At 67.9% G+C, this 22,909-nt stretch carries 25 protein-coding genes and 1 tRNA gene; 15 read left to right on the top strand and 11 right to left on the bottom strand.

What is annotated here, in order from left to right; translation table 11 throughout:
• Positions 1–32 precede the first annotated feature (32 nt).
• Entirely contained in the window at positions 33–782 is a 750-nt protein-coding gene (locus BMY69_RS16705; protein WP_090180359.1) for an SDR family oxidoreductase, read from the bottom strand.
• A 99-nt stretch (positions 783–881) separates the two neighbouring features.
• Here BMY69_RS16705 and BMY69_RS16700 point away from each other — a divergent pair, with 99 nt between their 5' ends.
• Entirely contained in the window at positions 882–1,781 is a 900-nt protein-coding gene (locus BMY69_RS16700) for a LysR family transcriptional regulator (RefSeq protein ID WP_090180356.1), read from the top strand.
• A 70-nt stretch (positions 1,782–1,851) separates the two neighbouring features.
• On the opposite strand, the gene BMY69_RS16695 is transcribed toward BMY69_RS16700, so the two are convergent.
• On the bottom strand, positions 1,852–2,121 hold the full coding sequence (locus BMY69_RS16695; RefSeq protein ID WP_090180353.1) for a hypothetical protein: 270 nt from the start codon (positions 2,119–2,121) through the stop codon (positions 1,852–1,854).
• 174 nt (positions 2,122–2,295) lie between these two features.
• Between BMY69_RS16695 and BMY69_RS16690 the strand changes: the two genes are divergently transcribed.
• On the top strand, positions 2,296–2,682 hold the full coding sequence (locus BMY69_RS16690) for a VOC family protein (RefSeq protein ID WP_090180349.1): 387 nt from the start codon (positions 2,296–2,298) through the stop codon (positions 2,680–2,682).
• A 13-nt stretch (positions 2,683–2,695) separates the two neighbouring features.
• On the opposite strand, the gene BMY69_RS16685 is transcribed toward BMY69_RS16690, so the two are convergent.
• From BMY69_RS16685 to BMY69_RS16675, 3 genes are all read right to left on the bottom strand, one after another.
• Entirely contained in the window at positions 2,696–4,285 is a 1,590-nt protein-coding gene (locus BMY69_RS16685) for a hypothetical protein (RefSeq protein WP_143070501.1), read from the bottom strand.
• Between the two features lie 7 nt (positions 4,286–4,292).
• The gene (locus BMY69_RS16680; RefSeq protein WP_090180343.1) at positions 4,293–5,264 is read right to left on the bottom strand and encodes a glycosyltransferase family 2 protein; all 972 of its coding nucleotides are present in this window, start codon (positions 5,262–5,264) and stop codon (positions 4,293–4,295) included.
• Between the two features lie 78 nt (positions 5,265–5,342).
• The gene (locus BMY69_RS16675; protein ID WP_255364594.1) at positions 5,343–5,720 is read right to left on the bottom strand and encodes a winged helix-turn-helix transcriptional regulator; all 378 of its coding nucleotides are present in this window, start codon (positions 5,718–5,720) and stop codon (positions 5,343–5,345) included.
• Between the two features lie 141 nt (positions 5,721–5,861).
• Between BMY69_RS16675 and BMY69_RS16670 the strand changes: the two genes are divergently transcribed.
• Positions 5,862–6,746 carry an NmrA family NAD(P)-binding protein gene (locus BMY69_RS16670; RefSeq protein WP_090180339.1) on the top strand — a complete coding sequence of 295 codons (885 nt, stop codon included), beginning with the start codon at positions 5,862–5,864 and terminating at the stop codon, positions 6,744–6,746.
• A gap of 7 nt (positions 6,747–6,753) precedes the next feature.
• Here BMY69_RS16670 and BMY69_RS16665 read toward each other — a convergent pair whose 3' ends face one another.
• A complete protein-coding gene (locus BMY69_RS16665; protein ID WP_143070500.1) occupies positions 6,754–7,554 on the bottom strand; it encodes a DUF5694 domain-containing protein in 801 nt (266 codons plus the stop codon).
• Between the two features lie 143 nt (positions 7,555–7,697).
• A complete protein-coding gene (locus BMY69_RS16660; protein ID WP_090180334.1) occupies positions 7,698–8,480 on the bottom strand; it encodes an SDR family oxidoreductase in 783 nt (260 codons plus the stop codon).
• 181 nt (positions 8,481–8,661) lie between these two features.
• Here BMY69_RS16660 and BMY69_RS16655 point away from each other — a divergent pair, with 181 nt between their 5' ends.
• The 6 genes from BMY69_RS16655 to BMY69_RS16630 all read left to right on the top strand — a co-directional run bounded on the left by BMY69_RS16655 (position 8,662) and on the right by BMY69_RS16630 (position 13,742).
• Positions 8,662–9,597, top strand: coding sequence for a LysR family transcriptional regulator (locus tag BMY69_RS16655; protein ID WP_090180331.1), 936 nt, complete (start codon positions 8,662–8,664; stop codon positions 9,595–9,597).
• 10 nt (positions 9,598–9,607) lie between these two features.
• Complete coding sequence (gene dusA, locus BMY69_RS16650) at positions 9,608–10,588, top strand: tRNA dihydrouridine(20/20a) synthase DusA (protein WP_090180477.1); 981 nt, start codon at positions 9,608–9,610, stop codon at positions 10,586–10,588.
• A 33-nt stretch (positions 10,589–10,621) separates the two neighbouring features.
• On the top strand, positions 10,622–11,128 hold the full coding sequence (locus BMY69_RS16645; RefSeq protein WP_090180328.1) for a GNAT family N-acetyltransferase: 507 nt from the start codon (positions 10,622–10,624) through the stop codon (positions 11,126–11,128).
• A 192-nt stretch (positions 11,129–11,320) separates the two neighbouring features.
• Complete coding sequence (locus BMY69_RS16640) at positions 11,321–11,608, top strand: PepSY domain-containing protein (RefSeq protein ID WP_090180326.1); 288 nt, start codon at positions 11,321–11,323, stop codon at positions 11,606–11,608.
• Positions 11,608–12,300, top strand: coding sequence for a response regulator transcription factor (locus BMY69_RS16635; RefSeq protein ID WP_036115892.1), 693 nt, complete (start codon positions 11,608–11,610; stop codon positions 12,298–12,300). Before BMY69_RS16640 ends, BMY69_RS16635 begins: the two co-directional genes overlap by 1 nt.
• Positions 12,301–12,356: 56 nt before the next feature.
• Positions 12,357–13,742 carry an ATP-binding protein gene (locus BMY69_RS16630; protein WP_090056734.1) on the top strand — a complete coding sequence of 462 codons (1,386 nt, stop codon included), beginning with the start codon at positions 12,357–12,359 and terminating at the stop codon, positions 13,740–13,742.
• On the opposite strand, the gene BMY69_RS16625 is transcribed toward BMY69_RS16630, so the two are convergent.
• The gene (locus BMY69_RS16625; RefSeq protein ID WP_255364590.1) at positions 13,739–14,512 is read right to left on the bottom strand and encodes a M90 family metallopeptidase; all 774 of its coding nucleotides are present in this window, start codon (positions 14,510–14,512) and stop codon (positions 13,739–13,741) included. The genes BMY69_RS16630 and BMY69_RS16625 overlap by 4 nt on opposite strands.
• Before the next feature lie 19 nt (positions 14,513–14,531).
• Positions 14,532–14,864, bottom strand: coding sequence for a hypothetical protein (locus BMY69_RS16620; RefSeq protein WP_090056738.1), 333 nt, complete (start codon positions 14,862–14,864; stop codon positions 14,532–14,534).
• Between the two features lie 203 nt (positions 14,865–15,067).
• On the opposite strand from BMY69_RS16620, the gene BMY69_RS16615 reads away from it, so the two are divergent.
• The 4 genes from BMY69_RS16615 (at position 15,068) to BMY69_RS16600 (ending at position 17,759) form a co-directional block, all read left to right on the top strand.
• Positions 15,068–16,048, top strand: coding sequence for a biotin--[acetyl-CoA-carboxylase] ligase (locus BMY69_RS16615; protein ID WP_090180320.1), 981 nt, complete (start codon positions 15,068–15,070; stop codon positions 16,046–16,048).
• On the top strand, positions 16,045–16,803 hold the full coding sequence (locus BMY69_RS16610; protein ID WP_090180317.1) for a type III pantothenate kinase: 759 nt from the start codon (positions 16,045–16,047) through the stop codon (positions 16,801–16,803). Before BMY69_RS16615 ends, BMY69_RS16610 begins: the two co-directional genes overlap by 4 nt.
• 63 nt (positions 16,804–16,866) lie before the next feature.
• Complete coding sequence (locus BMY69_RS16605) at positions 16,867–17,667, top strand: SPOR domain-containing protein (protein ID WP_090180314.1); 801 nt, start codon at positions 16,867–16,869, stop codon at positions 17,665–17,667.
• Between the two features lie 16 nt (positions 17,668–17,683).
• A tRNA-Thr gene (locus BMY69_RS16600) sits at positions 17,684–17,759 on the top strand.
• 86 nt (positions 17,760–17,845) lie between these two features.
• Here BMY69_RS16600 and BMY69_RS16595 read toward each other — a convergent pair.
• The gene (locus BMY69_RS16595; protein ID WP_090180311.1) at positions 17,846–19,036 is read right to left on the bottom strand and encodes a hypothetical protein; all 1,191 of its coding nucleotides are present in this window, start codon (positions 19,034–19,036) and stop codon (positions 17,846–17,848) included.
• A gap of 194 nt (positions 19,037–19,230) precedes the next feature.
• Positions 19,231–20,130: a LysR family transcriptional regulator gene (locus BMY69_RS16590; RefSeq protein ID WP_090180308.1), complete on the bottom strand. Its 900-nt coding sequence runs from the start codon at positions 20,128–20,130 to the stop codon at positions 19,231–19,233.
• A gap of 198 nt (positions 20,131–20,328) precedes the next feature.
• Between BMY69_RS16590 and rocF the strand changes: the two genes are divergently transcribed.
• A complete protein-coding gene (rocF, locus tag BMY69_RS16585) occupies positions 20,329–21,249 on the top strand; it encodes an arginase (protein WP_090180306.1) in 921 nt (306 codons plus the stop codon).
• A 258-nt stretch (positions 21,250–21,507) separates the two neighbouring features.
• On the top strand, positions 21,508–22,908 hold the full coding sequence (locus BMY69_RS16580) for a tryptophan--tRNA ligase (protein ID WP_090180303.1): 1,401 nt from the start codon (positions 21,508–21,510) through the stop codon (positions 22,906–22,908).
• The last annotated feature ends 1 nt before the right edge of the window (position 22,909 follow it).

Genomic DNA, 22,909 nt, shown 5'->3' with positions numbered 1-22,909 from the left:
ACGTGCTTCCCACACGTCGTCGCGATTCCGTGTCAGGCCGCTGTCATGCCTCCGTCCGCATGCAACTCGGTGCCGTTGACGAACGCGCTGGCGTCCGAGGCAAGGAACAACGCCGCCTCCGCCAGTTCGTCCGGCGTACCCATGCGGCCCGCGGGAATCTGCGCTGTCACCGCCTCGAGGAACGCCGGACGATCGGCTTCCGCCACGCCGAGCTTGTCGAGGATGGCGGTATCCACCGGGCCAGGGCTGAGTACGTTCACACGGAGCCGCCGCGCGCGGAACTCCATCGTCCAGTGACGGGCGAACGCCGCGATCGCCGCCTTGCTGCCCGCATAGACGGCATGGCCGTCGAGCGTGCGCGTCGCGGCGAGCGAGCTGGTGAGGATGATGCTGCCGCCGTCGCGCATCACGGATGCGATCGCCTGGACACCGAAGAAGACGCCACGCGTGTTCACGCCGAACTGGGCGTCGTATCCCTCGGGCGTGACGTCCGCGGACGGCTGGACGGTGATGATTCCAGCGTTGGCCATGTACACGTCGAGCGTACCGAAGCGCTCGCGAACGGTGCTCGCGACCTGCGCGTGATGCGCGAGGTCCGCGACGTCGCCGACGATGCCGAGGGCGCCGTGGCCGATCACGGCGACCGCCTCGTCCAGCGCGTCCTTTCGGCGTGCGGTCACGATCACCTGCGCGCCTTCGCGCGCGAAGAGGCGCGCCGCTGCCAGGCCGATGCCGCTGTTTCCGCCGGTGATCAGGGCGATCTTACCGTCCAAGCGTTTCATGGGAATGCCTCGTTACGATGATGATCGCCACGATATGCGGCGCATCCGCGGGGCCGGTAGCCAGCTCGCGGGCACTTCATTTGTGCCAGGAACTCCCAGATGTCCCACCTACTTCATCAGGCCGCCAATCTCGTCGCGTTCGTGCGCTCCGTCGAAGCCGGATCGTTCAGCGCGGCCTCGCGTATCACCGGGACGACGCCGTCCGCAGTTTCGAAAGGCATCGCGCGCCTGGAAGCCGAACTCGGCGTCCGGCTGTTCCGTCGTTCGACACGGCAGCTGGACCTCACGCCCGACGGCCTCGTGTTCTTCAACCGTGTCGCGCCTCTGTTGCGCGACCTCGACGACTCCGCCGACGCCATCCGTCCGGAGGGCGAGGCGCGCGGGCGGCTTCGCGTAAGCATGCCGAGCGATCTCGGGCGATTGCTCATGCAGCCGTTGGCGACACGCTTCGTCGCCGCGCATCCTGGGCTCGAACTCGACATGGTGCTCGTCGACCGCCCCGTCGACGTGGTCGGCGAAGGCTTCGACGTGGTGTTCCGTGTCGGGCATCCCGCCGAGAGCGACCTGCGCTCCCGCCTGCTCGCGCAGCTCGACATGGCGCTCGTCGCGTCCCCGACCCTGCTTGCGACGCATGGCACGCCATCGACGGTCGATGAGCTCAGGGAGCTTCCTTTCGTGCGTTACCTCATGAGGGGCCGATCGTATCCGCTGACGTTCGACGACGGGTCGACCTTCGTGCCGCGCGGGCCGGTGGGCGTGGACACGGGTGTCGCGCTGCGCGAGGCGGCCGTCCAGGGCATCGGCGTGGGCTACCTGATGGCCTGCACCGTGCGGGCGGACATCGATGCCGGCCGACTCGTCCGTCTCCTTCCCGCGCATGCCCTGCCGACGCTTCCCTTGCATGCGCTGCATGCGTTCGGGCGCCTCACGCCGGTGCGCGTGAAGCGACTCACCGAATTCGTGGCGGCCGAGGGCGTTCGGTTCGCTTCAGGCGCCTGACAGGCAGGCGTTCGGGAGATGACGATCCGGGTGGCGCGCGCTCGTGTACGGCTCGCGCCGGCCGTGCGTCTCACGCACGTGTTTCCTCCACGTCGTCGGCATTGCATGCCGCGTCGTCGTCGGCCGAATCCATCCAGCCGCGCGTCAGTCCCATGGCGTGCTCGACACAGCGCGCGAACCACGTGTTGATGTAACTCCCCGTGGCCATCGCCTCGAGGCGATGGCCACCAATGGCGTTCCCGAGGTGGCGTGCCTGGGCATCGTAGGTGTCGATGCCGGATGCGGTGAGGTAGTGCAGGACGCGCTGGAGCCTGGCGCGACGAACGAGTTGCCTGGACATTGAACGGTAATGGTGGGTAGCGGGATCGTCGTTGTGCGTAAGCACTTACCGATTATTACCATGTCGGAACGCTCGCGCTACATGACGAAGGACCCAGGTGTTCACATCGGTGAAGCGCCCCGCGCGGGGACGGTGCATAGTGCGGCCTTCGGACCTATCGAAACGGAGGCAGCCATGGCACGTGTCACAGGTATCGGCGGCATCTTCTTCAGCGCGAAGGACCCGGTCACCCTGCGCGGCTGGTACGTGAAGCATCTGGGTGTCGACGTCCTCCCATGGGGTGGCGCGGCGTTCCGCTGGACCGATGAGAACGGAGAGCCGAAGGGCGGCACGACGATCTGGTCGATCGGCGCCCAAGGAGAGGAGAACTTCCCACCAGGCCAGCCGGCCTTCGTGATCAACTACCGGGTCGACGACCTGGCGACGCTGATGCAGGCGCTCCGCGACGGCGGCTGCAACGTGCTCGATCGCACCGACGACGGCGAGTTCGGCAAGTTCGGCTGGGTCATCGATCCGGAGGGGAACAAGGTCGAGCTCTGGGAGCCGCCGGCAGGGCAATAGGCCCGCCTCCCGCTCAGGCGCCGCGTTCGCGTTGGATTTCGCAGAGCCGCAGATTGTCCGACAGGTCCCGGCGGCGCCTCGTCTGCTCGATGCCGCTAGCGATGCGAGCGCACGAGGTGAACCGGTATCGGGGTAACAGCGCGCGCAGCATGGCTTGCTCCGGCTCCGATGTGTCGCGAAGCACGGCGTACATCGGGCCGGCGTGCTTGACGATGGCATCGTTAACGCGGTCGGAGAATCCGTAGCCCGCGCCATTCGCGTTGAACCACGTGAGACTGACGAAACGCGCCGCCTCGGCATTCCTGACAAAAGGCACGACATAGCCATTCGGTGCCGAAAGAATGACGACGAGGCTTCCAGGCACGACGACCGGTGCCTGTACCGGGAAGGCCGTGCGGCCGAACGGTGCGTGGCCCCAATCGGTATATCGGGTGGTGGCGAGCACCACGACGAGCATCGATGCCATGGCGAGGGAGACGATGCGGCGACGTTCGGCGGAGAACGCGGCCCCCACGAGCTCCGCCGAGGCGAGAAAAGCGAGCCCCGTCAGGATCTCGATCGGTACCGCATACCGAAGGATCGAATACAGCGCGAGCCACAGGCCGTAGCCGATGGCGAGGAACGCGAAAAGCATGCGACGCGCGGGGCTCGGCGCCAAGCGTCCGCGCGCGATCGCTGCCGCGAGCCCCGCGGCGACCAGCGCGATCATGGCGAGGGCGTAGCGCGCATCGGCGAACGCGTTACCGCCCTGTGTGGTGTTCTTCTCGAGCCACCAGAACGGGTATAACACCGCCTGCGTGAGCGAGCGCGGCATGAATTGCCGGTCAGTGCCACTGGTCACCGGCATCCAGGGCGAGTGGAACACCTGGTTGAACATTGGGAAGATCGGATTGCCGGTGAGCGTCCAGAGGGCATATCCCCAGGCGGCGTACGAAGCAAGAAAGCCCGCCACACTGCCGAGGCCGATAAGAGCGGCGGCACGCGTTCCGGTCCGGCTAAATCCCGTGGCGATCCAGACGGCGCCACCGAGGGCCGGCGCGTAGACCACGGCTGTGGGCTTGAGACCAGCGGCCAGGCCGCAAACGAGACCGGCGGTCATGGCGCGAGCGGCCAGCTTCGCGCCCTCGGGCATCGCCACGAGTGGCATCGCGATGAAATAACCGGCAAGCACGAGCAGCGAGAGAGGCACCTCGTTCGTCGACATGCCCGCCTGGGACAGCGTCATGGTGCCGGTAGCGCCGATGACGATGGCAACCACGTCGGTCCAGTGCGCCATGCGTCCCGACTGCGTGGCGAAGCGCAGGGTTATCCTGCAGAGCGCATATACGAGCGCGCCGTACCAGAGGCCCTGGAATCCGGCGAGGATGCGCGGAGCTGAGGCGAGCGGGCCAGTGCCCAGCCAGAAATACGGGAGATCGAGCAGCGGGTTGAAAAAGGACTGCATGCTCGCCGGCGCCAGATCGGTGCCGAGGCGCGCATGGAGAAACGCCCACGCGTTGTAGAGGTGATAGTTCTTCAAGTCCCACGCGGCGTCCTGGCCGCGGGAGATTGAAATGCCAGCCCCGAGGGCCAGAAGTGCGGGCAACAGCGCCCGTGAGCGCATCAGACGGTCAATGAATGGCATCGCTGTGCCTCGCTGGCGCTTCGCTGCGAGTCGCTCGCTTGGCATGGAGGAGATAGTTTGCGTACTTCTGCTCGCGGCGTCCGAGCGTTACCGTATCCAGCACGAGGCCGCAGACTAGGAAAATGCTTCCGAGCAGGACGAGCGACGCACTAAGGATGGCCGTGGGAAAGCGGGGCACGAGGCCCGTCTGCATATAGGTGGCGATCAGCGGCAACGCGAGACCCACTGCGACGAGGGCGCAGATGAAGCCCGCTGTGGAAAAGAAGGCGAGCGGCTTGCCGTTCTTGGTCATCCGGACGATCGTCTTCAGAATCCGCCAGCCGTCTCGATAGGTGTTGAGCTTGCTGTGCGAGCCCTCCGGGCGCGAGAAGTAGCGCGTGGGGACCTCGGCAGTGCCCAGCCGCAGTTCCAGCGCATGCACGGCGAGCTCTACCTCGGTATCGAACCCTTGCGCGTGTGCGGGGAACGATTTGGCGAAGCGGCGCGACATGACCCGGTACCCCGAGAGCATATCCGTGAACGATCGGCCGAAGATCCAGCCGGTTAGGCTCGTGAGCGCCCGGTTACCGAACTGATGACCGGATCGATAGGCCTTCTGTTCCGATGTCACGCGCGTGCCGACCACAAGGTCGAGGTCTTCATCGACGAGGCGTTGGACGAGCCCGGGCGCGGCGCTGGCGTCGTAGGTCGCGTCGCCGTCCGCCATGAGATAAATGTCGGCGTCGATCTTCGCGAACATGCTGCGGACGACGTTGCCCTTGCCCTGCATGCGCTCGATGCGCACCTCGGCGCCACGCCGGCGCGCCACGTCGGCCGTGCCGTCCGTCGAGTTGTTGTCGAACACCACGATCCGTGCGCGGGGCAGGCTCGCGCGAAACGCGTCGACGACCGCGCCAATCGCGACCGCTTCGTTGTAGCAGGGAATGACTACGGCGATATCCAGCTCAGGGGTTTCCATGGTCCGCGCTTCCTTGGAGATGTGGATACGTCGTTTGGGGCGTCATGGTACTTGGCACGGTCGCGTCGGGACAACGGATCAACCCGGGTGCTGCTCGTCGAACGCTTTCCGGGCGGCGTGCACCGCTTCGACGTTGCTAGTCGCCCACTGCAGCAGTCCGCGGATCGGTTCGAAGATCGACCGCCCGAGGTCCGTCATGCTGTATTCGACGCTGGGTGGTCGCGTCGGGAACACTTCGCGATGGACGTATCCCTCGCGCTGCAGATCGTGCAGCGTCTGCGTGAGCATGCGCTGTGAGATATCGGGCACGAGGCGGCGCAGCTCGCCGAAGCGGTAGGGGCGTTCCGCCAGCGCCATGAGCAGGAGCGTGCTCCACCGGCCTCCGATGACATCGAGGACGTCGCGCACGGGGCAGTCGTTGATGTTGCCGGTGATCGCGCGCTGGCGCGCCAGCATCCGCGACACCCGGGTTTCCGGCGGGGTAGTTCCCATTTTGTGCCTATCGCCAGTCAAAGTGCCTCCTTTACGGAAGCCGTCACATGCCCGATCTTTCAGGTGCTCTCAAAAAGAGAGTATCACTCGACAGGATGCACAGGCATGAGCGACACGATCTTCATCACCGGCGCCGCCGGTCATCTGGGCGGCGCGGTCGTGCGCCACCTCCTCGCCTGCGGGGTGGCACCGGAGCGCATCATGGCCGGCACGCGTCACCCGGAGAAGGTCGCCGACCTCGCGGCGCGCGGCGTCACCGTTCGCAAGGCCGATTTCGACGACGTGCCGGGCCTGACGAGCGCGTTCGCGGGAGCCGGGACCGTGCTGATCATCTCCACCGACGTGCTGACGCAGGATGGGCATCGCCTGCGCCAGCATCGCAACGCCGTGCAGGCGGCCGTCGCGGCCGGTGTCCGCCACCTCGCCTATACGTCGCTGCCGGCGCCGGAGACGTCGCCGATCTCGTTCGCGCCGGATCACGCGCTGACGGAAGAAGCGCTGCACGCCACGGGTCTGCCGGTCACCGTGTTCCGCAACGGCTGGTACCACGAGAACCTCTTCATGTCGGTGCCGGCCGCGCTCCGGTCCGGTCACTGGTATACGGCCAGCGAGCAGGGCAGGACGTCGTACGCGGCGCGCGACGAGATCGCGGAGGCCATCGCGGCGGTGCTCGCCGAGGCGCCGTCCGGGAGCCGCACCTATACCCTCACCGGCAGCGAAGCCTTCACCGTCGAGGAGATCGCCGCGCTCGTGCGCACGTCCACCGGCAAACCGCTCGACGTCGTGCACGTCACGGACGAGCAGCTCGCCGGGGGCCTTGCCGCCGCCGGCGTGCCCGAAGGCATCATCCCCATCCTCGTTTCGATGGAAGTCGCGACGCGCGCGGGCAGCCTGGGCATCGTCACCGACGACCTCGCGGCGATCCTCGGTCGCGCGCCCGCCTCGCTACAGGCATTCATCGCGGACAAGGCGGGCGCCTTGTCGGCCTGACGCATGCTCAACGAAGGTAATCGTTCGGCTCGACGAGCACGAAGCCCGGCGTTTCGCTGACGCACTGGCGAAGCAGGAACGCGTGGCCGGCGCCGAAGAACACGACGATGCGGTCGCCGGGCCGGCTGATCTGTAGCAGTTTCGCGCAGATCAGGAGGTTCCGGCGATACCACGCGCTCAGCAGATCGGCGCCGGGCTGGAGGTCGCCCGATCCGACCAACAACGCGGTCCGGTACCACGCGTTGTCCTTCGACAGTCGCGCGGCGTTGTTGAGATAGCGGAGCTCCGCGCCGATGCTGCCGGTCGCGAGGATGCGGCTTTCCTCGGCGAGGTCGCGCTCGATCGCGGCATCCTGCTCGTCGAGCATCGCCTTCATGCCGTGGGCTTCCGCGTATGCCTTGACCGGCTCAAAAGGAAAGTCGCCATCGGCATCGATGCCGAAGATCGACCTCGATCGCACCCGTTTCGCGAGCCGGAAACCGAGCTGGACGCGCTCGCTGCGCGAAGGCGCCAGACTTCCGTCGAGGTAGCTGGCGTATTGGGCGTCGGCCGCGTCCTTCGCCATCTCGATCGCCACCTTCGTGGGGCCGAAGCGGGCGATCTGTTCGGTCACCGCTTCGATCTCGGCCTGCCGCCTGGGAGCGAGCACGTCGTCGTGCGTCATGTTGTGCAGATCGTGGCCGGGATTCGCCATGTGGGACACGCCCACGATCATCACGCGTACCGGATCCGGCGCTTCCCGCGCGAGGCTGGATAGCGGGGCGGAGATGAACGCCACCCCGCCGATCCAGCCGAGCAACGACCACACGTTTCGTCCTTTCGACAATCCCATCGGTATCCCCCTGTTCCATCGACTGGTATCCGGCCGGACGACGCACGTCCGGCTCCCGCGAGCCGTTCGAAGATGCGTGGAACAGGGAAAGGGTTTAAACGGGACGACCGTGGGCGAACCTAGAGTGTTCTGACGGTGCCGCCGTCGATCCGGTGTTCGGAACCCGAGATCGACGCGGCGCGCGGCGATGCCAGGAAGACGATGAGGTCGGCTACTTCCCGAGGCGTCGCGGGCCGGCCCAGCGGAATGCCGCCCAGTGCATCGATGATCATCCGCTTGCCACCCTCGTAGTCGGTTCCGGCGCTCGATCCCAGACGTTCCGCGAACGTGACGGACGCTTCCGTTTCGATCCATCCCGGTGCGACCGACAGCACGCGCACGCCCCTGGGCGTCACTTCCTTCGCCAGCGATTTGCTGTACGTGGTGAGCGCCGCCTTCGCGGCGGCATACGCCGTGGTGGACTCGGGCAGGGGCATCACGCGCTGGATCGAACTCACATGGACAATCACGCCCGAACCTCGCGCGAGCATCGCGGGCAACAGCGCGCGATCGAGGCGTACCGCGGACAGCAGGTTCAGGTTGAGCTCCGCCATCCAGTGCTCGTCGGTGATGGCCGCGTAGCCGCCAGTGGGCGTGGCGGAGCCGCCGACCGTGTCGATCACGATATCGACGGCGCCCCATTCCCGCAGAACGCTCTGCGCGAGATGCGTCACGCCTTCCGCCGTCGTCAGGTCCGCGGCGATGTACGTGACGCCGTCGATGGGCGCGGCCGGCTCGCCACGCGCCGAGGCGACCACGCGGGCGCCGGCATCGACGAGCCCCTGCACGACGGCCGCGCCAAGGCCCATCGTGCCGCCGGTGACCACGGCACGCAGGCCGTCGAGCTGAAGGTCGAAGCTCATGCGGTGATCTCCAGGCTCGCCATCAGGGCACGTTCGAGGACGAAGTACGCGGCGATCGATTCGGGGGAGGGTGAGGGTCGACATGGTGGACTCCGTGGTGAGGACGGTCCGAGGATGCGCGCTCGCGTCTGTTCAGAGAATCACCTAGTATCCGAATTGGCTATGTAGCGAACGATGCATAATGCGCGGATCCGATTTCGCCGAACTGAAAGCCTTCGTCGCCGTCGTGGAGCGGCAGAGCTTCGCGCGCGCGGCGGAACACCTCGGCATCTCGCCGTCCGCGCTCAGTCAGACGATCCGTCAGCTCGAAGGCCGTATCGGCGCGCGTCTCCTCAATCGCACGACGCGCAGCGTCGCGCCGTCCGCCAGCGGTGAGCGGCTCTACGCGCGGATCGCGCCTTTGTTCCGGGAGATGGACGTCGCTGTCGCGGAAGCCGGCGAGTCGACCGGGCGGATGAGCGGCACGCTTCGCATCAACACCCTGGGCATCGCCGCGCGCACGATCATCGCGCCACGGCTGTCACGCTTCCACCGGGTGCACCCCGATATCGTGATCGACGTCGTGGTCGACGACGCGCTGGCCGACATCGTCAGCGGCCGCTTCGACGCGGGCATCCGCGTGGGCGGGCAACTGGAGAAGGACATGGTGGCCATCCGCCTGACACCGGATCTGGACATGGTGGCCGTCGCGTCGCCGGATTACCTCGCCCGTCACGGCACGCCGCGGTCACCTTCGGACCTGCACCGGCACGCCTGCATCAATTGGCGTCTGCAGATGGACGGCAGGCGCTACCGCTGGGAGTTCATGAAGCGGGGCAAGCGATTCGAGGTCGAGGTGGACGGCCCCGTGGTCACGAACCATGCCGACATCGGCATCGCCGCCGCGGTCGAGGGTCTCGGCATCGCCTATCACTTCGAGCGCGACGGTGTCGGCGAGCTGCTCGCCCAGGGACGCCTCGTGCAGGTGCTCTCGGACTGGTCGATCTCGCGCCCCGGCCTGTTCCTCTACTACCCGAACCGCGAGCACCGGCCCGCCCCCCTCGCGGCCTTCATCGACTGCCTGCTGGACCGGGCGCCGTTCGACCGTCCCGGATCGGACGAGCGCCGAACCGGCTAAAATGCCCGGCATGCAACCGATCGACCCCGCCTCCCACCGCCTCACGGTCGCCCCCATGCTCGACTGGACGGACCGGCATTGCCGGTACTTCCACCGGCTGTTGTCGCCCCATGCGCGTCTGTATACCGAGATGGTGACGAGCCCCGCGCTCGTGCGCGGCCACCAGATGCGTCTGCTGGAGCACAGCCACGAGGAGCACCCGGTGGCCCTGCAGCTGGGCGGGAGCGATCCCGTCGAGCTCGCGAAGGCGGCCGTCATGGGAGCCAACGCCGGGTACGACGAGATCAACCTCAACGTGGGTTGCCCGTCCGATCGCGTGCAGTCGGGAAAATTCGGCGCCTGCCTCATGCGCGAGCCGGAGCTGGTCGGCGACTGCGTGCGCGCGATGGCCGACGTCGTCGACGTGCCGGTGACGGTGAAGTGCCGCATCGGAGTCGACGACCAGGACGAATACGCCGATCTGCAGCGCTTCACCACCACGCTGGTCGAAGCGGGCGTGCGGATCCTCGTCGTGCATGCGCGCAAGGCGTGGCTCGAGGGCCTCAGCCCGAAGGAGAACCGGGAGATCCCACCGCTGGACTACCAGCGCGTCTACCGGCTGAAGCGTGAATTCCCCGAGCTGACCGTCGTCATCAACGGCGGCATCACGACCGTGGACGCCGTGCGCGAACACCTGCGACACGTGGACGGCGTGATGCTCGGCCGGGCCGCCTACCACGACCCGTTCGTGCTGGCGCAGCTCGAGGCCGCGCTGTACGGCACGCCCTTGCCCGATCGCGTCGACGTGCTGGAGCGCATGCGCATCTATATCGATGCCGAGCTGGCGCGTGGCACGCAGCTCAAGCACATCACGCGGCACATCCTAGGTCTGTTCCAGGGCGAGCCGGGCGCACGCGGTTTCCGTCGTCAGCTCTCCGAAGGCGCGCACCTTCCGGGTGCCGACTGGGGGCTGATCGAATCCGCGCTCTCGGCCTTCCGGCAGGCCGCTTAGTCACCCGTCGACGTCCACCGAGGCCAGGACCGCATGATCGTCACCGAACGCCTGATCCTCACGCCCTGCGCGCTCTCCGACTTCGAGGATTGCAACGTCATGCGCAGCGATCCGAAGGTGATGGCGTTCATCGGTGGCAACGCGCTGCCGGAAGACACCTGGATCAAGCTGCTGCGCAACGTGGGGCACTGGACGTCCTTCGGGTATGGCCTCTTCACCCTCAGGGAGAAGCAGGGCGGACGGTACGTCGGCGAGATGGGGCTGGCGCACTTCCATCGCGGTCTCGGGGATAGCTTCGATCCTTTCCCGGAAGGCGCCTGGGCGCTGGCGAGCGCCGCGCAAGGAAAGGGTTACGGCACCGAGGCCCTCGAGGCGGTCCATGACTGGTTCTTCGAGCGGCGCGACAAGGGCCGCACCGTCTGCATCATCGATCCGGCCAATACGCCTTCGCTGCGCCTCGGCGAGCGCCTGGGCTACCGCCCGTTCGGCCAGGCCGAGTACCGCGGCAAGCCGGTGACGATGCTCGAACGGCTGGCCTGACGGCACGCGTTGGAGCGGACCTGGCCGCGATACGGCGTGGCCCGGTAGCCGCAGGACCCGGGCGCCTCGCGAAAAGCCGTCGCGGCCAGGTCCGCTTCAACAGCCGGGCTGTATCGGGTTTCGTTCAGCTTGGGGCGGGTAGGGCGTCGGCATCATCGGCCGATCGAATCGACCGGCCGCCCCGCGCCAGACATGAAAATCACGTTTCGCCCGCTATTTTTCGCCGCGTTCTGCCTCGCCTTGCCCGCCGCCGCCCTCGCCGACCAGTCGCTGACGCTGGAGCAGGCCGTGAGCAAGGTGCAGAAAGATACCGGGGGGAAAGTGCTGTCGGCGGATACGCGGCTCGTCGAGCGCGGCCGGATCACCGAATACCGGGTCAAGGTGCTCACCCTCGACGGACACGTGAAGGTCGTGCCGATCCGAACCGAAACCGCCAAGCCCCTGGACGCCAGCGCCGGGGATAACAAGGAGAAACATTGATGCGAATCCTGCTCGTAGAGGACGAGGCCCCGCTGCGCGAGACCCTCGCCGCGCGCCTGAAGCGCGACGGCTTCGCCGTCGATGCCGCCCAGGATGGCGAAGAAGGCCTGTACCTCGGCCGCGAAGTGCCGTTCGACCTAGCCATCATCGACCTGGGCCTGCCCAAGCTCTCGGGCATGGACCTGGTCAAGGCCCTGCGCGAGCACGGACAGCGCTACCCGATCCTCATCCTCACCGCGCGCGGCAGCTGGCAGGACAAGGTCGAGGGCCTGAAGCACGGCGCCGACGACTACCTGGTGAAGCCGTTCCACGTCGAGGAACTGCTCGCGCGCATCAACGCGCTGGTCCGCCGGGCGAGCGGCTGGTCCAAGCCGGTGCTGGCCTGCGGGCCGATCAAGCTCGACACCACGGCGCAGACGGTCACCGTCGAGGGCCGCCAGGTCGACCTCACCAGCTACGAATACAAGGTGCTCGAATACCTGATGCTGCATGCGGGCGAGCTCGTCTCGAAGGCGGACCTCACCGAGCACATCTACCAGCAGGACTTCGACCGCGATTCGAACGTGCTCGAGGTCTTCATCGGCCGCCTGCGCCGCAAGCTCGATCCGGAAAGCGCGCTGAAGCCCATCGAAACCGTGCGCGGTCGCGGCTATCGTTTCGCGATCCCGCGCAACGAAGCGGACGAAGACTGATGGACTCGCGGGCGGCGCGGCCAAGACGGCGCGTCGCCCCACGGTAATCTCGGAGCATGGACAACGCTTCACCGACCCGACGCCGGCCCCTCTCGCTGGCCGCGCGAGCGGCCCTCGCGACCGGCTTCGCGCTCGCCGCCTTCCTCGGCCTGACCGGTCTCGCCCAGAACAAGGCGAACTACGCGTCCGAGCTGTCGGCGATGCACGATCGCCTGCACAACTACGCCATCGCGTACATCACCGGCACCGACATCACGCGCGCCGGCAAGGTCACGACACCGGACAGCCAGCCGAACCCCGACTTCTCGCGTCCGGGTTCGGGCCTCTACGCGATCATCGTCGGCAACGACGGATTCCGTTGGGAGTCGTCGTCCGCGCTCGGACGCGACTTCGACTTCGTGCGGATGCTCTCGCCCGGCGAAACCGCCTTCGAGCCCGTGGAGACCCGCAGCGGCAAGCTCTACGTCTTCAGTTACGGCGTGTCGCTCGACAGCACGGAGAAGCGCAGCGTCCCGCTGACCTTCGCCGTGGCGCAGACCGAAGACCAGTTCGAGCGGCAGGTCGCCACGTACCGTCGCACGCAGTTCCTGTGGCTGGCGATGCTCGGCATGATGCTCATGCTGCTGCAGCTGTTCCTGCTGCGCTGGAGCCTGCTGCCGTTGCGCCGCGTGTCGAGCGATCTCGCGCACATCGAGCGCGGCTCGCGCGATCACCTCGACGGCCCGTATCCCGTCGAACTCACCGTGCTGACCCGTCGCCTCAACGCGTTCATCGACAGCGAGCGCGAGCAGCGCACGCGCTACCGCGACACGCTCGCGGACCTCGCGCACAGCCTGAAGACACCGCTGGCGGTGATCCGCTCGCAGCTGGAAACCGGTGGCGACGCGGGCAATCTTCGCGGCGAGTTGCTCGACCAGGTCCGCCGCATGGACGAGATCGTCGCCTACCAGCTCTCGCGCGCCGCGACGTCGGGCCGACGCACGATCGCGTCCGTCGAGCCCATCGCGCCGCACGCCGAGGATCTCGTGCAGAGCCTCGAGAAGGTGTACGCGGCGAAGAACGTGCTGTGCGAGTTCGAGATCGAGGACGGCGTGACGTTCCCGGGCGAGCAGGGCGACCTGCTCGAACTGATGGGCAACCTCGTCGAGAACGCGTTCAAGTGGGCGTCGCACCGCGTGCTGCTCACCGCGCGCTCGGTGGGCAAGATGCGCGGCCGCAGCGGCCTCGAACTCATCGTCGAGGACGACGGACCGGGCATTCCCGACGACAAGATCGAAAGCATCCTGCAGCGCGGCGTGCGCGGCGACGAACGGGTGCAGGGCCACGGCATCGGTCTGTCGATCGTGCAGGACATCGTCAAGGCGTATCAGGGCGAGCTCAACGTCGATCGCTCGGAGGAACTGGGCGGTGCGCGCTTCTGCGTGAAGCTGCCACCGCCTTAGCGGCCGCGCAACCCGGGCGAAGGCCCGTAGAACGCCTCCAGCAGCGCCGCCACCGCGGGCTCAGCCTCCCGCAACGCCTGCGGCTGCGAGAAATGCAGTTCGCTCGTCACCGCGAAATACTCCTCCGGCGCCTCGGCCGCATACGGGTCGATCGTCGTATGCCGGCCACGGTCCAGCGCCTTGGACAGGGTGTCGAAACCGCGCTGCATCGTCGCGATCCATTCGCGTCGGTTCATCGTCGGCGGCAACGGCGGCACGCCGTTCGCCGGTCCCGCGAGCATGTCGAGCTTGTGGGCCATCTCGTGGATGACGACGTTGAACCCGTCCCACGGCGCTTCGAGGTCCAGCGCGACATCGGCCAGCGAGAGGATCATCGGTCCGCGATCCCACGCCTCGCCGATGAGGGTGTCGTCGCTGTCGGTGACGACGCCGGTGCGCGCGTCGCGATGGCTGCGCCGCACGTTGAACTCGCCGGGATAGACGAGCACGTTCGTCCAGCCCTTGAAGGCTCGCGGGCCACGGGGCAGGGCGGGAAGGCTGGCCTGCATCGCGATCGCCAGCCGCCAGAAGTCGTCCAGGGCGGCGTCGCCCATGGCGTGGAAACGCTTGGTGTGCAGGAACGTCGCGGCGAGCTGGCGCAGGTAATGCGCGCGCGGCGCATCGAGGGCGCGCGCGAGCGGGACGCGCGCGATGGCCTGCTTCCACAGCGCATCGTCGATGGGCGGCACGGGCGCGCGGAAGCGCCCGATCAACGACTGAAGAAAGCCCACGACGATCGACCGGAACGAATCAGAGCATGGATCCCGGAAGCAGCGACTGCCAGCTCGGTACCGACGAGCGCAGCGGCGACACGTCGTCGCGCGACATGTCGGCATCCACGGGCGGTGCGACCGTGCCGGCCGAGGTGTCGCGACGGGAGCTGGATGGGCGGGCGGGCACGATGTCGCCACCACCGCCGTTGTCCCTGCCGGACTGCGCCGAGCGCGAGCTGCCTTCGAACGACGACGACGCACCGCTGCCGCTCGCGGAGAGCAGACCACTGGGGTCGATGTCGGAAGCGGCGGCGGTGCCGGCGGCACCGACGAGGCACAGACATCCGAAGATGTACGGTCTGGCGTTCATCGGTAAACCCTGCAGCCCCTCGAGGGACGAAGAGGGGGACGGCCGATCCTCGCAGAAATTTCACCTGGCTGCCAGTGCAGGACGTCGCTGGCGGTCGTCCGCCGCCCCGATGCGGGCGAAATCCGCGCCGCTGCCCTAGAATCGGCGGATGTCCCGGATTTCCCCACCCCCGACAGCGGCCGCCTGACGGCCCACGGCACCCCATGCTCGCACGCGACCTCCTCGATGCCCTCGCCGGTGGCGACGCCGTGTCCGGTGCGGCCCTGGCCCGCAAGGCCGGCGTCACGCGCGCCGCGGTCTGGAAACAGATCGAAGCCCTGCGACTGAAGGGCGTGCCCGTGGAGGCGAAGGTCGGGGGCGGCTACCGCCTGCCATGGCCGACCGAACTGCTGGACGGCCAGCGCATCCGTGCCGGGCTCGCGCCGGGGACCTCGGCGCAGGTCGGCATGCTCGAGGTGCACTGGGAGATCGACTCCACGTCGAGCGAGATCGCGCGCCGCATCCCGGTGCTGGACGACCTCGCGTTCGTCATGGCCGAAACGCAATCCGCCGGGCGGGGCCGCCGCGGCCGCCCCTGGCTGTCGCCTCCCGGCATGAATCTCTACCTCTCCGTGCTCAAGCGCTTCGACGGCGGCTTCGCGTCGCTGTCCGGCCTGTCGCTCGCCGTCGGGGTGATGCTCGTGCGTGCCCTCGGCGAACTCGGGATCCGCACGGCGGGGCTGAAGTGGCCGAACGACGTGCTCGCCGGCAACGCGAAGCTCGCTGGCATCCTCGTGGAGCTGTCCGGCGAGTATTCCGGTCCGTGCGCCGCCGTGATCGGCGTCGGCCTCAACATCCGCCTTCCGGACAGCGTGCACGAACGGGCCGGCCAGCCGATCACCGACCTCGCCTCGATCGTCGGCGGCGATCCGCCGGGCCGCAACCACATCGCGACGGTCGTGGTCACCGAGCTGGCCGAGGGGCTGCGTACCTTCGAGCGCCATGGCTTCGCCGCGTTCGCCGACGAATACGCGGCGAACGACCTGCTGCGCGACGTGCCGCTGCGCATCCTGGATCCCCGCGGGGACTTCGAGGCGGTGGGCGAAGGCGTCGACGAGCGCGGCGCCCTGCGCGTGCGCGTCGCCGACGGTTCCCTCGTCACCGTCGACAGCGCGGAAGTGTCCGTCCGCCGGAGCGCGCCATGATCCTGTTGCTCGACCTCGGCAACACGCGCCTGAAGTTCGCGCTGCTCGACGGCGACGACTTCGTGCATCGTGGCGCGTTCGGCTGGGACGCCGACATCGCGCACGAACTCGCCACGCTGTGGGCGACGTGGCCGGCACCGGAGCACGTCGTGGGCGCGTCGGTCGTCGACACCGCGCGGGAGACCGCCGTCGCCGTCGCGGCGGGCAAGGCCTTCGACCGCGATCCCGTGTGGGTGCGCACACCCGCGCACGCCTGCGGCGTCACCAACGTCTATCCGGAACATGCGCGGCTTGGCGTGGATCGCTTCCTCGCCATGGTGGACGCGTTCGCGGCGGGACGCGCGCCGTGCGTCCTCGCCAGCGTCGGCACGGCACTCACGCTCGACGCGCTCGACGCGACCGGTCGTCATCTGGGTGGCTGGATCGCGCCCGGGCCGCTGCTCATGCAGCAGTCGGTGCTTGGCGCGACGGTGCAGGTCCGCCCCGACCGCGGCGGCAGCGTCCTCGACCTCGCCGACAACACGGCGGACGGCCTCGCCTCCGGTTGCTGGCAGGCTTGCGCCGCGCTGGTGGATCGCTTCGTCGATCGCACGGCACCGATGCTCGGCGGCCATCCGGTCGTGACGCTCGGCGGCGGCGACGCCGACCTGCTCGCGCCGCTGCTCCAGCGCGACGTCGCGGTGGTGCCCGATGCCGTGCTGCGCGGACTCGCGGTGTGGGCGAAGTCGTATGTCGTTTCCGGCAATATCGCCTAGAATCCCGACGCCGCCGGTTCTGACAGGGGAACGCGCGCAGGCCCCTCCGCACCCGAGGCCACCATGCTGCTGCGTTTGCTGTTCGTACTGTTGATCGCCCTCAATATCGCGGTGGCCGCGTGGCTGCTGCTGGGCGATTCCGGTACGCCGGCGATCGATCCGAACGACGGTGGCGTGCCGAAGCTGAAGCTGCTCGCCGAGCTGCCGGAATCCGCGGCGACGACGCCGGCTCCGGCGACGTCCGCCCGCACCGGCGTACCCGCCGCGCCGGAGAAATCCACGAGCGTCGCGCTTCCCGCGATGCCGGCGAAGGCGGCGTCCGCACCGCCGGTCGTCCCACCAGCGATCGCCCCGAAGCCTCCCGCGATGGCCGCCGCGCCGAACGCGCCGACGAGTCCGCGTCGCAGCTACCGCTGCCTCGCCATCGGTCCGTTCGCCAACCAGGTGGACCTCCGCGCCACGCGCGGCGCCATCGCCTCTCGCACCGTGCGCAGCCGGCAGCGCCAGGAGCAGACCAGCGAATCGCGCGGCTGGCGCGTCTTCCTTCCCGCGCAGGCCACGCGCGAGCAGGCGCTGGCGCAGGCGCGTCGCCTGGAGGCGAAGGGCATCAAGGATTACTTCGTCGTCACCGCGCAGGGCGAGCTGCAGAACTCCGTCGCCCTCGGCCTCTTCCACGACCCGGCCAACGCGCGGAAACGCCGAGACGAGGTGGTCGCCGCGGGTTTCCCGGCCCGCATGAGCGAGCGCACGGAAACGACGCCCGTCTGGTGGCTCGACGTCGTCGTCCCCGAGGAAGCCGGCGGCGACATCCGCCGGGGCATCCGCACCCCCGGCGTCGCGGCGCGAACGACCGGTTGCTTCTGATAGAATCCCCGCCTTCGCCGGCATAGCTCAGTTGGTAGAGCAACCGCCTTGTAAGCGGTAGGTCCCCAGTTCGAATCCGGGTGTCGGCACCAGCCATCGTGCGACGTCGATCGCACGAAGTAAGGGCTCCCCGCCTTGGCGAGCCCTTTCTCTCCATCGACCGCTGGCCCGTCGCTATTCACCATGTAGCCCATGGCGGCACGACGAGCGGCTCGCGCCGGACCGGCCTTACGCTCAGTCTCATCCACGTATTGAGCAAGTAGCGTGGCGATCCGCCGAACGCGGTCGTGACTCCCATAAGTTGCTCCGCGTCGGGCACTGCGGGATTGCTCAGCCAGCAGTACATGGCCCAGTGAAAGGCCTGCGGCCCGAAATGCCTGAATGCGTCGGCCTCGGTTATCGGCGGCTGGTGCGGCGCGTACGGGAAGCCCTGCGGAACACTCGACGCGTTGTCGCCGTCCGCCTTGTCGTAGGCGTGTTCGATCCAGCGCTCGCCCGAGTTCAGATTTCGATAGAGAAGTTCACCGACGTCCAGCGCCGGGATGCCCCAGTCGCTGAAGCCGTCGATCGTGAGGCCACAGATGGCCTTCGCGATCGTGCTGTAAGGTTGGAGGGCTTCGGTGTTCGCCCGGCTATCCGTGCGATGCAAGATTTTCCGAAGTGGATGATTGGGATCCATCTCGTCGATGTCGTCGCAGATCGCGCCGGCCATCTCGTACTGGCGTGGTGCCACGTAATTCTTGTAGAGCACGCCATTTTCCGACGTGATGCCGAAAAAGAAGCCTCCGCCACCGGGCTCGCCGATGCGGGGGGCACCACGCACGGGGCGTGTCCGTCGCTGCGGGGTCGGCCGGCGCCCCGCCCCCGCGTGTCGCCCTTCGCGGCGGGGATGCCTCACCCGTTCGCGATCGGTCCGAAGGCCCTCGAGCAGCCGGCCGGCAGCTGATGAGCGATCCACAAGCGGAATGTCTCCGTTGATGAGATAGCATCTGTGGTGATCGTATTGGACGGCGATCCCGGTATAGCGGTTTCGCAGTCGCACCGAGAAGAAGGTGAGTTGCGATGGTCCTTCGGGTACCAGACCCAGGTAGCCCCAGGGCAGTTCCACGTCGATCGACGAAACATCCGGGTCGTACTGGAAATCGACCCCGAAACCGAAGAGATCCACCTCGATATCGAAGGTGGATGGGTCGGTCACGATGCCCCGGACAGTGCAGACGATCGGCTCCCACGGCTTGGGAATCGTGCGGATGTCGAGTGCGTAATTCATCTCGCCGTTGCTGCTTTCGAACCAGGGCACGATGTCGAGCGGAATCGTCAGGTACTCGCCGACGAAGGACTTAGTTGCTGCGGTGCTGATCCTGGACATGTCTGGTCTCCTCCATGAGATGTGTGCCTCGCGGTCGGTTCGCCGCGCGCGATCGATTGTCGACCTCGACCGCGGCCTCGCGCAAAGCGTCGGTTTGCATACGATTCCATGTACCCCAGTGGGGTACGCCGTTCGGACCGAATCCGCATCGAAGTTTTCGATCGGGTAACGCCAGACCGGACGGACGCGCACGATCAACTTGCTGCGACGGCGCTCAACCTTTGCCGCAGAAAGTCCCGCAGCCGCTGCACCGCCGGCGTCAGTTGCGAGCGGTGCGCGCTGACGAGATTCAGAGGCGAGCGTTCGCCCTGGTCGGGGAGCAGGTCGACGAGCCGGCCGGCGGCGAGATCGTCGGCGACGTCGATCCTCGACTTGTAGACGATCCCTTTCCCCGCGACGCCCCAGCGGCGCGTGACTTCAGCGTCGTCGCTGATGCGGTCTCCCGACACCTTCACCGTACGAGGGCCGCCTCGCAGGTCGAACGTCCAGCGGTCGTAGACGATGTCGCCCCAGACGAAGCACAGGCAATTGTGTTCGCCGAGATCGTCGGGGTGGGTCGGCGTGCCGTGCTTCGCGAGGTAATCGGGCGACGCGCAGAGCACGCGTCGATTGTCCGGGACGAGCGGCTGCGCGACGAGGCCCGAATCGTCGAGCGTGCCGTAGCGGATCGCCGCGTCGATGGGATGGCGGTGCAGGTCCGCCGAGCGATCGCTGATGCGCAATTGCAGGCAGATGGCCGGGTGCTCGGCCTGGAACGCGTCGAACCACGGCAGCAGCACGTTGCGTCCGAGATCGGACGGCACGGACAGCCGCAACGGGCCGGCGATCTCGCCGCGACTCTCGGCCAGCGTGCGCGAGCCACCCGCCAGCGCGTCGAGCATCGCCCGCGCATGCGGCAGATAGCGCTCGCCGTCGTCGGACAGTCGCATGCTGCGGGTCGAGCGCACGAAGAGCCGCGTGCCGAGTTCGCGCTCGAGCCGTTGCACGGCGTTGCTGACCATCGCCGGGGTGCTGTCGGCGAGCCGGGCGGCCGCCGAGAAGCTGCCCGCGTCGGCGGTCTGGACGAAGAGCTGCACGTCGTCGAGTCGGATCATTTTCGGCGCTTTGCGGAAAGTGTTTGCCCATGGTGCCCGTTTTTCGCGTCCTCACGGAAGACGACGATGGCAGGGCGACGCGCTGCGCGTGATCGGCTGGATGTGGCGCGCTAGGCGACGGATGGACTGCCGCGCTGCAACGTGGCTGTTTCATGGGCGGGTGTAGACTTCGGGAGTTATCACCGAGCCGTCCCCTCCATGAGTCCTCTCACCCGTTCCGTCGCCCTCGTGGGCGCCCCCACCGATATCGGCGCCGGCCATCGCGGCAGCTCGATGGGGCCGGAGGCGCTTCGCGTCGCCCGGCTCGCCGAGCGGCTCGCGAAGCGCGGCATGCACGTCGTCGACCGCGGCAACCTGGCGGGGCCGCTGAATCCATGGCAGCCCCCGGTCGACGGCTATCGCCACCTCGACGCCGTCGTGGCGTGGAACACGGCGCTGCACGACGCGATCTACGGCGAACTCCGCGAGGGCAGGCTGCCGATCCTCCTGGGCGGTGACCACTGCCTGGCGATCGGTTCGATTTCGGCGGTCGCGCGCCACTGTCGCGAGACAGGGAAGAAGCTGCGCGTGCTCTGGCTCGACGCGCACGCCGACTTCAACACCAGCGCGATTACCCCGTCCGGCAACATCCACGGCATGCCGGTGGCGTGCCTTTGCGGCCATGGCCCGGATGTGCTCACGCGCATCGGTGGCACGGTGCCCGCCACGTCGCCCGACGTGTTCCGGCAGATCGGCATCCGCTCGGTGGACGAGGGCGAGAAGCGCTTCGTGCACGAGGTCGGGCTCGACATCTACGACATGCGCTACATCGACGAGATCGGCATCAAGGCGGCGATGGAAGAGGCGCTGGCCGGGGTCGACGAGGACACCCACCTGCACGTGAGCTTCGACGTCGACTTCCTCGATCCGTCGATCGCCCCCGGTGTCGGCACCACGGTGCGCGGCGGGCCGAACTACCGCGAGGCGCAGCTCGTCATGGAGATGATCGCGGATACGGGCCGCGTCGGCTCGCTCGACATCGTCGAGCTGAATCCGGCCTTCGACAAGCGCAACCAGACGGCCAAGCTGGCGGTCGACCTCGTCGAGTCGCTGTTCGGCAAGTCGACCCTGATGCGCTGAGCGTGTGGGAGCGGACCTGGCCGCGACGGCTTTTCGCGGGGCGTCACAGGCCCAGTCGCTCCTCGCGAAAGGCCGTCGCGGCCAGGTCCGCTCCCACAGCGACACGCCGTCGCGGCCAGGTCCGCTCCCACAGCGACGGGATGTCGTGGCCTAGGCTCCTCCCACAGCGACGGGATGTCGCGGCCGCGGCCGCTCCCACAGGCCGCTCCCCGCGGGCTAGACTTGGACGGTTTCCGTCGTCAGGTTCGAAGGCTTCCCATGCACACCCGCGTTCTCACCGGCATCACCACGACCGGCACGCCGCATCTCGGCAACTACGTCGGTGCCGTCCGGCCGGCGGTCCTTGCCAGCAAGGATCCGAACGTCGACGCGTTCTACTTCATGGCCGACTACCACGCCCTGATCAAGAGCGACGACGCCGATCGCGTGGAGGCCTCCCGCCTCAAGATCGCCGCCACCTGGCTGGCCGCGGGCCTCGACCCGAACACGGCCACCTTCTACCGCCAGTCGGACATCCCCGAGGTGACCGAGCTCATGTGGCTGCTGACCTGCGTCACGGCCAAGGGCCTGCTCAACCGCGCGCACGCGTACAAGGCGGCGGTGGACCGCAACATCGAGAACCAGGAAGACGCCGATGCGGGCGTCACCGCGGGCCTGTACATGTACCCCGTGCTGATGGCGGCCGACATCCTCGCGTTCAACGCGAACAAGGTGCCCGTCGGACGCGACCAGATCCAGCACATTGAAATGGCGCGCGACATCGCGCAGCGCTTCAACCACACCTACGGCCGCGACTTCTTCGTCATGCCCGAAGCGCACATCGAGGAGCAGGTGGCGACGCTGCCGGGCCTCGACGGCCGCAAGATGTCGAAGAGCTACGACAACACCATTCCGCTCTTCGAGGGCGGCGCGAAGGGCATGCGCGAGGCGATCATGAAGATCGTCACCGATTCGCGCCTCCCGGGCGAGCCGAAAGAGACGGACGACTCCTCGCTGTTCACCATCTTCAAGGCGTTCGCGTCGCCGGCCGAAACGGCCGCGTTCGCGGAGGCGTTGCGTGGTGGCCTCGGCTGGGGCGACGCGAAGCAGGCCCTGTTCGAGCGCGTGGAGGCCGACATCGGCCCGATGCGCGAGCGCTATGAAGCTCTGATGGCGAAGCCGGACGACATGGAGGACATCCTCCTTGCCGGTGCCGCGAAAGCGCGCGCGATCGCCGGCCCCCTGGTCGAAACGCTGCGGGAGGCCGTCGGTCTGCGCCGATCGAGTTCCGCATCGAAGGCGGCCGCGGCTCCCGCGGCGGCTCCGTCGATAGCGAAGGCGAAGCCGCCGCGCATCGCCAGCTTCCGCGATACCGACGGCAGCTTCCGTTTCCGCCTGTTCGGCGGCGATGGCGAGGAGCTGCTGCTGTCCAGCGCGTTCGCCGACCCGAAGGCGGCCGGCGCGGTGCGCCAGACGCTCGGCACGCTGGGCGGTGCGAACGCCGTTCTCGAGGCGCAGGGTGATGCCATCGTCCTGTCGATGGACGGCCATGCGGTCGCTTCGGGTGCGTTGCCTGCCGACGAGGCCGCCCGTGCGGCGCACGTGCAGCGCGTGCGTGCCGCCCTCGACGCACTCGCCGCCGCGACGGCGGAAGAAGCGGCGGCGAAGCGGAAAGCCTGAG

This window comes from Luteibacter sp. UNC138MFCol5.1 (genome assembly GCF_900110505.1).
Classification (GTDB): domain Bacteria; phylum Pseudomonadota; class Gammaproteobacteria; order Xanthomonadales; family Rhodanobacteraceae; genus Luteibacter.
The sequence above is the reverse complement of the archived record's forward strand: the minus strand, read 5'-3'. Positions and strand labels throughout refer to the sequence as shown.